General features: G+C 53.0%; 9 protein-coding genes. 4 read left to right on the top strand and 5 right to left on the bottom strand.

The genetic code is table 11. The annotated features are described in order from the left end of the window. Nucleotides 1-73: 73 nt before the first annotated feature. Nucleotides 74-457 carry a DNA-directed RNA polymerase subunit omega gene (rpoZ, locus tag DFP90_RS11730; RefSeq protein WP_115936679.1) on the bottom strand — a complete coding sequence of 128 codons (384 nt, stop codon included), beginning with the start codon at nt 455-457 and terminating at the stop codon, nt 74-76. 311 nt (nt 458-768) lie between these two features. On the opposite strand from rpoZ, the gene DFP90_RS11725 reads away from it, so the two are divergent. Together DFP90_RS11725 and DFP90_RS11720 are read left to right on the top strand one after the other, a co-directional pair. Next, complete coding sequence (locus DFP90_RS11725) at nt 769-1,416, top strand: LabA-like NYN domain-containing protein (RefSeq protein WP_115936878.1); 648 nt, start codon at nt 769-771, stop codon at nt 1,414-1,416. 60 nt (nt 1,417-1,476) lie between these two features. Next, nucleotides 1,477-2,064 carry a uracil-DNA glycosylase gene (locus DFP90_RS11720; RefSeq protein ID WP_245957046.1) on the top strand — a complete coding sequence of 196 codons (588 nt, stop codon included), beginning with the start codon at nt 1,477-1,479 and terminating at the stop codon, nt 2,062-2,064. Here DFP90_RS11720 and DFP90_RS11715 read toward each other — a convergent pair whose 3' ends face one another. Further along, complete coding sequence (locus DFP90_RS11715; protein ID WP_115936677.1) at nt 2,065-4,698, bottom strand: caspase family protein; 2,634 nt, start codon at nt 4,696-4,698, stop codon at nt 2,065-2,067. It abuts the gene before it with no gap. Nucleotides 4,699-4,905: 207 nt separating this feature from the next. Further along, nucleotides 4,906-6,693 (bottom strand): aspartate--tRNA ligase, encoded by a 1,788-nt coding sequence (gene aspS / locus DFP90_RS11710; RefSeq protein WP_115936676.1) that lies wholly within the window; start codon nt 6,691-6,693, stop codon nt 4,906-4,908. A 149-nt stretch (nt 6,694-6,842) separates the two neighbouring features. Between aspS and rnd the strand changes: the two genes are divergently transcribed. Continuing rightward, nucleotides 6,843-8,006 carry a ribonuclease D gene (gene rnd, locus DFP90_RS11705; RefSeq protein ID WP_115936675.1) on the top strand — a complete coding sequence of 388 codons (1,164 nt, stop codon included), beginning with the start codon at nt 6,843-6,845 and terminating at the stop codon, nt 8,004-8,006. A gap of 47 nt (nt 8,007-8,053) precedes the next feature. Here the strand turns inward: rnd and DFP90_RS11700 are convergent, their stop codons facing one another. Continuing rightward, on the bottom strand, nt 8,054-9,535 hold the full coding sequence (locus DFP90_RS11700) for a Ppx/GppA family phosphatase (protein ID WP_115936674.1): 1,482 nt from the start codon (nt 9,533-9,535) through the stop codon (nt 8,054-8,056). Between the two features lie 88 nt (nt 9,536-9,623). Continuing rightward, on the bottom strand, nt 9,624-11,771 hold the full coding sequence (locus DFP90_RS11695; RefSeq protein ID WP_115936877.1) for an RNA degradosome polyphosphate kinase: 2,148 nt from the start codon (nt 11,769-11,771) through the stop codon (nt 9,624-9,626). 224 nt (nt 11,772-11,995) lie between these two features. On the opposite strand from DFP90_RS11695, the gene DFP90_RS11690 reads away from it, so the two are divergent. After that, nucleotides 11,996-12,511, top strand: coding sequence for a SixA phosphatase family protein (locus DFP90_RS11690; RefSeq protein WP_115936673.1), 516 nt, complete (start codon nt 11,996-11,998; stop codon nt 12,509-12,511). Nucleotides 12,512-12,517 lie beyond the last annotated feature (6 nt).

Below are 12,517 nucleotides of genomic sequence, written 5' to 3'. Positions count from 1 at the left end.
GGCCATTCACTCCCTTGTGGGATACAGGTTAACACGGAACGCGACCATTGGATAGAACAGCCGCCCTTCCGCATCAGTCTTCCGTATTGGGAAGATCTACATCTTCAAACCGGATGCCTGTCGGTAATTCGGTGTCTTCAGCCGGAGCTGCAGATTCTTCAGCTTCAACAGCAGCAGGTGCCGCGGACAGCAGTTCATGCAGTTCTGCCTCGTCTTCCGGCTCTTCAATATCAACCTGCTTTTGCAGCCCCTTGATCAGGCCGTTTTCAAGATTGTCGAGCTCAACAGTCTCATCCGCGATTTCTCGCAGGGCGACAACCGGGTTCTTATCACGATCGCGGTCAATCGTCAGGGTCGCACCAGTCGCGATTTCACGGGCACGCTGGGCAGCGAGCATCACCAGATCAAACCGGTTCGGGACTTTTTCTACACAGTCTTCAACTGTTACGCGGGCCATGAGGGGACCTTTCCTTGAGCTTCTTACCTGTTAGGAAGGCCGAGAATATAGGGATAGTCACCCCCAAACGCAAGTCGCTTTCCCAGCCTTTTCAGCATCTTTTTCCAGTTTTAACCAAAAGGCTGAAAAATGTAAATTACGCTTGATGTTGGTCGGGCATTTGCTACCCTGAGCTATATTTGAAGGAAACCGTAATCCGAATAGTCATTTAATCGAATTTTTATTCTACATATCTCTGGTGCGTTCGTTACGCCTTCTATTCAAAAAAAGCATATAAAAAACTGATTTTATTAAGGGAATTCGCCATGCCGATTGGCATTTACAAGCAGGAACGTCTGGCTCTTTTTATTGATGGCGCAAATCTTTATTCCGCCGCCCGTGCACTTGGCTTTGATATCGACTACAAGAAGCTTCTGTCGGTATTTCGAGAAAAAGGCCAAATGATCCGCGCCTTTTATTATACCGCTCTCTTTGAGGATCAGGAATATTCCCCGATCCGCCCATTGGTCGATTGGCTTGACTATAACGGCTATACCATGGTCACCAAACCGGCCAAGGAATTTACGGATGCTCAGGGCCGTCGCAAGATCAAGGGCAATATGGATATGGAGCTGGCCATAGATGTACTGGAAATGGCCCAGCATCTCGATCATGTGGTACTATTTTCAGGTGACGGTGATTTCCGCCGGTTGGTCGAGGCGATCCAACGCAAAGGCGTTCGCGTTACCGTCGTCAGCACGATAAAGAGCAGCCCGCCGATGATTGCCGACGAATTGCGGCGCCAAGCCGATAATTTCATCGAGCTTTCTGCCATTGCCAAAGATATTGCCCGCAATTTTCATGGTGCCGGCGCAACACCCAAAAATGGCAAGCAGGTCGGCGATCCGGAATTTGACGACTTTCCCGACGACAGCTTCTATGAGGAAGAAGACGACGAAGCCCATGTGGAGCATCTTTGATCCAACCGACAAACCCGGATGCTGATCCCAGACAAGAACTGTTGCAAATGCCCCAGGCTTTTGGCATTTCGCCAAAACTGGCGGGAACGGGAGCCCGGCTGGCATAACGCGCCCGTTGAGGGTTATGGCAGCCTGAAAGCGAGATTGCTGGTCTTGGGCCTTGCCCCAGGTTTGAAAGGGGCAAATATGAGCGGCCTGCCCTTTTCCGGTGACGGATCCGGTGATTATTTGTATCGGTTCCTGATCAAATACGGGTTTGCCGAGGGGAATTACGAAAATCATGACGCTGCAACCGTTTTGATGACCGATAGTCGGGTCAGCAACGCGGTCAGATGTGTCCCGCCCGAAAACCGCCCCACAGGCGCGGAAGCAAATGCCTGCATGCCTTTTCTCGAAGCGGAAATCGCGGCGATGTCCAACCTGCAAGCCGTCTTGAACCTTGGAAAACTGGCTCATCAACGAGCCTTGAAAGTCTTCGGTGAAAAGCAGTCTTCCATGAAATTCGCCCATCGCGCAAGAAAGACGCTTGAAAACGGGGTCACCCTCTTCGACAGCTACCATTGCTCCCGCTACAATCTGAACACCGGGCGCCTGACCGTCAAAATGTTTGAAGCGGTCTTCTCCGATATCCGTGATTTTCTCGACTGATCAATCCGCCAGCCCCATGATCTGATCAATACTGGTCACCTTCACGTCCGTTATTTCATTGATCGTCAGATCCGGATCACCAAGGGTTTGCGGGGTTTGACGGCGCGAAAAACGCCTGTTGGCATCCTTGCCGACTGCCTCCCTAAGATAGCGGTCCATCTCGTAAACCTCTACCGTTCCACTCTTGTCACCAAATTGATCCGCCTTCCCAATCAAGCCTTCCAGCAGATGCCGGGTAAACAGGCCCAACCGGACAGAACTGTCCCAGGAGGCAATTTCGCTGCCATCAGCAGCTGTGAAGACCACGCCATTATCCAGACCACGCCTGGTTGCCTGGGAAGAGAGAAAAACGGGCGATGCCTGCCGAATAAGACTCCCCCCGGCCGAGACACCGGAAAAACAGCTGTCGACAGCAAGTGTCACGCGTACATCGGGCAATCTGTTCAGGTTTTGAATCAGGGTATCTAAACCATATCCTGTGAATTCCGGTTTAAGAGGATCTCCATCCCGCGGCATGAGGACGCCAGTGCCACCTTCCCTTGGAATGCCATGACCGGAAAAGAAAACGAAGACCTCACGAATGCCTTCCTCCCGTACCGTGTCATAGAGTTTGCCCTTGTGGTTGTTTTCACTACCAAACTGAGCCATCAGCGCTGACTGGGTCGGATTTTCCAGCATGACGATATTTTCCGCGGGAAAGCCGCGCGTCTTGATCAAATACTGGCGAACCGCATCCGCATCGTTCAACGCATAATCCACCGGCGGAATATCGCGATCATCATAATTCCGCACCCCGATCACAATAGCAAAGGCATTGGAATTGGTGCGGCCTTCCGGGAATTTGTAGTCTGCCACACGCCCAAAACCAACTTCTGTTATCTCTCCGGTAATGGGTCGCGCTTTATCGCCAGCTTCCTGAGAAACCCCGAATTTATCATCCGGCCTTCTGGTCGCTGCAACTTTTCTTTCCCGGGATTGCCGCAAAGACATATTCCGCTGGTCATACAGATCCTGTTGTACCATTGCTAATACCGGTAACCGTCCAGCCCTGGAGCGGCGCAATTTGTAATCCTCAACAATATCCGACATCTTCACGGTGACAGCCTTGTCACGCCATCGTTGAAGATAGTCCTCATCTACCGTTCCCTCTTGTAACTTCTCCGCATAGGGATCAGAGGGTTTAAGACCTTCCAGCCGGACAAAATCCTGTTCCAAAGTCCGGTTGAGCGAACCGCGTACATATTTCCCGCTTTTCCGATCCAGTACATAATAGTTGAACTGATAGGACTTGCTGCCAGAGAAGCTCACACGGCTCACATGGTATTCTTGGTATTGCTTATGCTCTATCTGAGGTGGAATGCGGTTCAGCTCCTCCTGAGCCCTCTCCAGCCGTTCTTCCGCGGCAGCAACCTCCGAAGATCCGGCGGCAGTTGTCAAAATCTCACCGATCACTGCGGCCCAGGCGTCCGCCGACCCCGTGCCAAATCCGCCATTTTGTCCCGACCGGCGACTGCGGTTCGCGTTCGCCTGCTGCAGAGCCCGTTGCGCTTCTTGGAATTCAGCCTGGGCAGCAGTGTATTTTGGATTCGTTAAATAGGTTGAATGGCTGTAATAGCGCGATGGAATTTTGGAGGTTCCGCCTTTCTTCAAAAGCGTAGCGGACGCAGCAAGATCCACCAGGATCAAATAGTCGGCTTGTGCACCAACCGGATCTTGCAATGCCTTTTCAAGGCTGGCCTGCCGGATCTCAAAAGCCATGTCGTCTTCCAACGTTACCGGAAATGCGATCCCCGGCTCCCCCAGACGCGGCCTGCTCGGAATCTCAACAACAACGAAACGTCCCATAGCCTCCTGTTTTGTCTCGATCCCTTTGGCTTGCGCTTGCTGCAACACAGACCAGGAATCCAGCAGATCCGGATTGCTGCCGCCGGTATATCGATGGGTCAGTGCCTCCACATACCGGCCCTGGGCATGTTCCGCTGCCAGGCCGGTCAATTCCTGGCCGACACGATAATTATTCAAAAACCGATCCAATTGGACGAGGTTCGCCCGCTCCACCTCATCACGCAGGACAGGATAATGCCGCGTCATGAAACGGGAGCGATCCAGGGCAACGGGATAGATCTCAAAAAAGGACTGGCTGCCAAAATGGTCGAAGGCTGAAAAATGCGCCGGTGCCGAAGTTGCAATCTTTGACTCAATTTCAAAAAGCGTCTCTTGCAATCGATCGACAGAGTAAGCGCGGTAACGCTCGATCTTCAATATTTCATGCTCATTATACTGCGCGAGCAATGCCCGGGCTTGGGCAAGACTATCCCCAACGGTCCCCCAGCGATCCCTGGTTTCAGGCCATTGTATTTTGGCGATTTTTTTCTTGGACTGTTCCAGCTTTGGAACAAATTCATGGTTCAGGCCACGGGCAACCAGATCCATTGTGCTTTCAAATTCTTCTTCCTCATCAGAAAAATAATCCTGATTGAGGTTATAGATCTCAGACGCCTGGTGCCAATTGCGGGCACTGAACGCCCGATAAAAATCCTGCCCTGCAGAATCCATCGGCTGAGAACTACAGGCGGAGACCAACAGCGATGACGCAAGCAGGGCGGCAGCCAACCTTTTTCTTCTGATCCCCATAACTTCTCCCGTTCCGTCACGATACCAATCGACGCGCAACCCTGCCCCCAAGACAAAAGTAGCGCATAAGCCAATAATGAAAAGTTCAGTCTTGAAATTTCCCCCAAGGAACAGCCTACAACAGGCCAATATTCCATGAAAGACAAGAAAAAGGGCGGTTAAAACCGCCCTTTCCCCATAAAAGCTGATTGTTCGCCAGCCGGCTTGTTATTCCGACTTGGTTTCCAGCGGCATCGCAACGCGCAAATGTACGTCTTTCAGCTGATGATCGTCCACCATGGCCGGTGCTCCCATCATCAAATCCTGCGCCATCTGGTTCATCGGGAAGGCCGTGATCTCACGGATATTCTCGGTTCCTGCCAACAGCATCACAATACGGTCAATACCCGGCGCACAGCCACCATGCGGCGGCGCGCCCAGTTTCAGCGCGCTGATCATGCCGCCAAAACGCTCTTCCACGACTTCAGGGCCGTAACCGGCGATATCAAAGGCCTTGTACATCACTTCCGGCAGATGGTTTCGGATCGCACCGGAAGAAAGTTCGATACCGTTACAGACAATATCATACTGATAAGCATTGATGGTCAGCGGATCCTGGTTTTCCAGTGCTTCCATACCACCCTGCGGCATGGAGAACGGGTTATGAGAAAACTCGATCTTGCCTTCTTTTTCGTCGAATTCGAACATCGGGAAATCAACGATCCAGCAGAATTCAAACTTATTTTCGTCGATCAGCTCAAGGTCATTGCCGATACGGGTCCGGGCCGCACCAGCAAATTCCTCGATTTTGCCAGGTTTCCCGCAGGCAAAGAAGACCGCATCACCGGTATCCACACCAGCCAGTTCCTTGATTTTGGCAATGCGTGCCTCATCCAGGTTTTTAGCGATCGGGCCAGCAGGACCGTCTTCCTTAAAGTTGATATAGCCGAGACCGGCCTGGCCTTCTCCCTGCGCCCAACTGTTCAGTTTATCGAACCAGCTGCGCGGCTGTGCGGCCGCGCCCGGTGCCGGGATCGCACGAACGATGAAGCCTTCGCCAATCAGTTTGGCGAAAATTTTGAAATCAGAGCCGTCAAATGCCTCGGTCACGTCGGAAATCAGGATCGGGTTACGCAGATCCGGCTTGTCGGAACCATATTTCAGCATGGATTCCGCAAACGGAATCTGACGGAACGGCATCGGCGACACTTCGCGGCCATTGGCAAATTCGGTGAACACCGAATGGAAAACCGGTTCGATCGCGTCAAAAACATCCTGCTGGGTGACAAAGCTCATCTCAAAATCGAGCTGATAGAATTCTCCCGGGCTACGGTCCGCGCGGGCATCTTCATCACGGAAACAAGGGGCGATCTGGAAATAGCGGTCAAAGCCCGCCACCATCAACAGCTGTTTGAATTGCTGCGGGGCCTGAGGCAATGCATAGAATTGTCCCGGATGCAAACGGCTGGGCACCAGGAAATCACGGGCACCTTCCGGGCTGGATGCCGTCAGGATCGGGGTCTGGAACTCGGTGAAACCCTGATCGATCATATGCTGACGGATTGAAGCTATCACCTTGGAACGCAGCATGATATTGGCATGCATTTCTTCCCGGCGCAGATCCAGATAGCGGTATTTCAACCGGATTTCTTCCGGATAGCCTGCATCCTGATTCACAGGCATGGGCAACTGATCGGCACGGGACAGGATTTCAACATCCTTAGCCTGCACCTCAATCTCGCCGGTATCCATGGCCGGGTTGACGGTCTCTTCCGTACGCTGAACCACGGTACCGTTCACACGGATCACCGATTCAAGCGAAGCTTTCTCAACCAGGTTGAAAAACTCGCTGGACGTATCCAGCACCACCTGGGTGATGCCATAATGATCGCGCAGATCCACAAACAGCAGATTGCCATGGTCGCGCTTGCGGTGAATCCAGCCGGAAATCCGGACTTCTTCACCCTTGTTGCTCAGGCGCAGTTGACCGCAGGTATGGGTGCGATACGGATGCATGAAACTCTCCAGGGAAACAATGTTCTTAAGCTATGGGGGAAAGGCCATGGTTTGCCCCTGTTTGTCAAGGTGCGAGCGGGAATCATTCTGATGGATCAGCCCATGTCTCCGCTTGTCCGATCCCGGACTCTGAGGTATGCGTTGTGCCCATGACGATCAAATGCATCACCGACACCGCCGAGTTGGCGGCTTTTTGTGCAAAAGTCGCGGATCTCGACTATATCACTGTCGACACGGAGTTTCTCCGTGAGAAGACCTATTATCCCAAACTCTGCCTCATCCAGGTCGCCGGCCAGGAAAATCAGGCCATCATCGATCCTCTCGCCGATGGCATCGATCTGAGCGCCTTTTATGAGCTGCTCAATAAGGAAGACCTGGTAAAGGTTTTCCATGCCTGCCGCCAGGATCTGGAAATCTTTTATCAAAAAACCGGTAAGGTCCCCTCACCTGTCTTTGACACCCAGGTCGCTGCCATGGTGACCGGTCACGGTGACCAGGTAGGCTATGAAACGCTGGTTAATCGCATCCTGAACAGAAGGCTGGATAAGAGCGCCCGCTTTACCGACTGGTCAATGCGTCCTTTGAGCCAGAAACAGCTGGCTTACGCGTTAAGCGATGTCACGCATCTCTGTGATATTTATGAGCTTTTTAAAGCTGAATTGGACCGTTCCGACCGCCATTCCTGGCTCGAGGAGGAAATGGTCAGTACCACCCAGCTGTCCAATTTCGAAATTGATCCAAAAGAAAGTTGGCGCAAGATTAAATCTCGCGGCACCGAACCCCGGTTCCTTGCCGTCTTGCGGGAAGTTGCCGCCTGGCGTGAATTGGAAGCTCAGCAGCGTGACGTTCCCAAAAACCGTATTGTGCGTGACGAGGCCCTTCTGGATATTGCGGGTTCCAAACCCAGAAACGCCAAGGAGCTTGCCAAAATTCGTGGGGTCTCTGATGGCTTTGCCGAAGGAAAGCTGGGCAATGGCCTTCTAACGGCCGTCAGCCAAGCCATGGCCCTGCCGGAAAGCGAGCTGCCGCGCGTGCCCAAGAAAGAACGCCTGCCAGATGGCATTGGCCCCCTTTCAGACCTACTAAAGGTTCTTCTCAAGAAACAGAGCGAAGAACATCAGGTCGCTTCGCGCCTGATCGCCAATGCCAGCGATCTGGAGCTGATTGCGGGACAAAAGAAACCTGATGTTCCAGCGATGCATGGATGGCGATATGAGCTGTTTGGCCGACAGGCCGAGGATCTGAAGGCCGGGCGTCTGGCGCTGGCCGCCAAAGGAAACAACATCAAGATCATTGAGCTTGGTGAAGAGTAAAAAAGGCGGCCTTTCGGCCGCCTTTTTTGAACCCCATACAGGATAAATCACTCAATCATGATTTTCGGCTCCAGATTGAGGGCACCGGCAAGGGTTTTTAGCCGGGTTGCCGCAATCTCGCCAACCAGATGTTCATGGCTTTTCTGCACGAACAAAGTCAGTTTCTTGCCCCCTCGCTTGATCCGGAAGGCATCCAGGTTCGAAGCGACCCCGCCCGACAAAGCATAGCCCAGCCGCATGGCATAACCGGTTGCCTTGGCCAGTGAGCGTTCACGGATATTCATCAACTGATTGACTGTGGCACGTGACCGGTTGGTGCTGATCGATTTGCCATAGCGCGATGCGACAGCAAGCGCGACGAACGCCCGCTCTTCATGGGTGATGCCAACGAAAGGAAAACGCATCACACGGGCCAATGTATGGTCAACACGATAGTCCGGATGCTCCAGACGGCCAATTTCAGAGAGCAGGCATGCCGCCACCTGAAGGCGCTCCCGCTGTGGCTTATTATCAGGAAAGATCTGATCCATCCATTTGGCGAGTCTGAAGCCATCCACGCCGCCGAAGGTCACCGACCAAGGCATACGGTCGCAAACATCGATCAGAGGATCGACTTTCTGATCCTTACTGCTCAATTGATCATAGAGACAGCCCTCGCGCACCCCATTTGCCGAAAAAATAATTTTGCGCGGCTGGGCAATTTTGATGATCCGGTTCATCAGAAGTGCGGCATAGGGCAAAACTGCACGACGGCGGTTTTTGATGCCATCTTCTTCCAGATCTGCTTCCGTCATGTGCGAGAGGTCATCTGTATAGTAGAGTGCCTCTTCCGGGGACATCTCATAGTGATGCAGCACGTGAAGCGGATAATTGCTGTGCGTGATATGCAATTTGGCAAGGCTTCGCCAGGCACCGCCCACGACATAAAAATCCTTGCCTTTCATTCTGGAAAGCCACTTTACGTTTGAAAGCTGCGCATCGACGAAACGGGCTTGCTCCTTGACATCACCATGCTGCCATTCTTCCAGGCGAAGCGGGCCGATCGGAAGGGAAACCTGTTTGTCCGTGCTGCCATCTTTCAAGCTAACCAACTCGACACTGCCGCCGCCAAGGTCGCCCATCAACCCTTCCGCCTCCGGCGTGCCGGACAAAACACCCAGGCCGGAAAAATGCGCCTCTTCCTCGCCGGTCAGGACCTTAACCTTGATTTCGCAGCGCTTCTCAATCTCCCGTACAAAATCGGGACCGTTCTCCGCGTCCCGCACTGCGGCCGTGGCCACAATGTCAATTCTGACAGCGCCCATGGAACGGGCGATCGAGACGTAACGCGGTATAGCTTCCAAAGCGCGGTTCACACCACTCTCGAAAAGCCTGCCAGTCTCATTCAGGTCTATTCCCAGACCGGCCAGGATTTTTTCGTTGAAGATCGATATCGGTGCCCGGACTGCGCCTTCATATACAACAAGGCGGACCGAGTTAGACCCGATATCGATGACGGCGACCGGTTCGGTGCTATCAATAGACTTCATATTTTCTCGCAACTTTCCGAGTATATTTGAACTGCCTGGGTTTTCAGCTTATCACGCCGAAATTTCCCTTCACTCTACTGTATTCTGTTTACTTTCGCCGTTTCCTTGTCACCCGGCCTTTTTTAATCGCTTTACCACGCCCGGAAAGGCTGGGATTGGTCATAAAGAATGTATGGGCGTTGAACCCTTTCCCAACCGGAGTGCAGCGCTTGAAATCACCATCCGGTTGCTGGATCCATGACTGGGCCTCATCCGTCAGGTTGGCGTGCATCACCTGTTCCAGGATCTGTCGTTTCACCGTCTCGTTCTTGATCGGCACCATGGTTTCCACCCGGCGATCCAGATTACGGGGCATCAAGTCTGCCGAAGCAATGTAAACTTTAGCACCAGCGGACGGCAGCCGGTTACCGGCACCAAAACAGAAAATCCGGCTATGCTCCAGGAAACGGCCAACCAGGCTCTTTACCCGGATATTCTCTGAGAGCTCTGGAATCCCGGAACGCAGGCAGCAGATGCCGCGCGCGATAACCTCGACCTGAACACCAGCCTGGCTTGCTCGGTACAAGCCGTCAATGATCGACGGATCCACCAGACTGTTCACTTTCATCCAAATATTGCCAGGCCGCCCTTCCTGCGCATGGGCAATTTCCTCTTCGATATTGTCCATGATGCATTTACGCAGGGAAAACGGCGCATAGGACAACTCCGACATGTCTTTCGGTTCAGCATAACCAGTCATGAAGTTGAACAGTTGCGCGGCATCCCTCGCCAAATCATTGTCGCAGGTGAAGAAACTGAGATCGGTATAGATCTTGGCGGTGATTGGATGATAGTTACCGGTTCCCAGATGGACATAGGATCTCAGGTCCTTGCCCTCCCGGCGAACCACCAGCGAAACCTTGGCATGGGTCTTGAGATCCATGAAACCGTATACGACCTGAACACCGGCTCGCTCCAGATCCCGGGCCCAGCGGATGTTGGCCGCCTCATCGAAACGGGCTTTCAATTCCACCAGCGCGGTCACGGATTTGCCCGCTTCCGCCGCATCGATCAGGGCGCGCACAATCGGTGAACGGTTCGATGTGCGGTACAGAGTCTGTTTGATCGCGACAACATCCGGATCGGTTGCCGCCTGCCTCAGGAACCGGACCACAACATCAAAACTTTCATAGGGGTGGTGGATCACAAAATCCTTGGCCCGGATCGCGGCAAAACAATCCCCGCCGTAGTCCAGAATGCGTTCCGGAAAACGCGGCTCATAGGGTTCAAACATCAGATCCCGGCGCGCCGGATCGCTGAGGCGGCGCATATCGGACAGGCCGAGATAATCGTCCATGACAAAGACATCATCCAGCTTCACGTCCATCTGTTCGATCACAAAGTCACGCAAACTGTCCGACATCTGTGAGTCCACCTTCAGGCGGATCACATTGCCGCGGCGGCGCTGGCGCAACAGGCTTTCGAATGTCCGAACCAGGTCTTCCGCTTCTTCGTCAATCTCCACATCGGAATCGCGAATGACCCGGAACATGCCTTTGGCCAGGATCTGGAAGCCGGGAAAAAGGTGATCCATGAAAAGGCTCACCACGCGCTCCAACGCAATGAAACGGGTCTTGCGCCCCGGCAGCTTCACGAAACGTTCAATATTGTGCGGAATCGGAATCAGGCCGAACATAAATTTGCCATCCACCGGACGCACCAATTCGAGCGCCATGACCAACCCCTTGTTGGGAATAAAGGGGAAAGGATGAGCGGGATCAACGGCCAGCGGGGTCAGCGCCGGGTAGATATGTTCCTGGAACCATTTTTCCAGCCAGGCTTTGTCTCGGGCAAGAAGCTCTTCCACTTCAAGGAGATATATCCCCTCCTTGCGCATTTCCTGCAGAATCTGCTTCAGCGACTTTTCCTGCTCTGTGATGAGTTGCAGGCTCTTTTGATGAATGGCGGCCAACTGTTCGGCAGGAGTTTTGCCATCCTGGCTTGGCTTGGTGATCCCGGCCTTTACCTGACCGGTCAGACCCGCCACACGCACCATGTAAAATTCATCCAGATTACTGGCAGAGATTGAGACAAAATTCAGCCGTTCCAGTAAGGGATGGTTTGGATTATTCGCTTCCTCAATCACCCGGGTATTAAAGGCGAGCCACGAGAGTTCTCGGTTAATGAAGCGGGACGGCGTGTTGATATCAATCACGTCTTGCCCTTCTGGCGCCTCGATCTGTTCAGTTTTTTCCAGCTCTGCGAGATTGTCGTTGATGCTCACGAATTTCACCTGAATAGTTAATATCGGCGCGGCCGATCAAAGGGTGCGCTTGTATAAGAAGGCAGGTCTTGAAACAGCCCTTGGATAGGCAGCACATTCTATCGCATGATGGACCTAGCATTCGCATATTATAGTTTGGTTACAGGTATATTGCATCTGTAACAATTTTTCTGCAACCAGCCCCAAAGGCAATCTGAATGCACCATCTTTTCCTTCTCCGGCACGCGAAATCCAGCTGGGCCAATCCGGAGCTTGAAGATTTCGACCGCCCCTTGAACGCCCGAGGACAAAAAGCCGCAGGGTTAATGGGAGCCTATCTGGCGCAGGAAAAACTGATCCCTGACATTATCTTATGCTCGGCGGCGGCGCGCACGCGGGAAACCCTCTCACGCCTGCTGCCCTTTTTCATCCATGACGTTGAAATACGAATCACCAATGCGATCTACCATGCCCGCCATCCGGACGACTATCGGGACATTCTTCTGGAACATTCGGAAGCAAGCCGGAAAATAATGCTGATCGGTCATAATCCGGTCATGGAGGATTTCGCCCGTCAATATGCCAAACAGGGGTCTGCCGACCTCATCCAACAAATGAACAACAAATTTCCCACCGGGAGCCTGGCAGAGATCGAATTTCCCGATCCAGACTGGATTTCAGAGCGGGCCAGCGGGATATTGCGTCGTTTCGTCCCCCCCCGGAGCCTTGGCTGAATCCAC

It is taken from the genome of Aestuariispira insulae, assembly GCF_003385955.1.
Taxonomy (GTDB): Bacteria; Pseudomonadota; Alphaproteobacteria; order UBA8366; family Aestuariispiraceae; genus Aestuariispira; species Aestuariispira insulae.
Note: the sequence above shows the minus strand (reverse complement) of the source record. Positions and strands in the feature narration are given on the sequence as shown.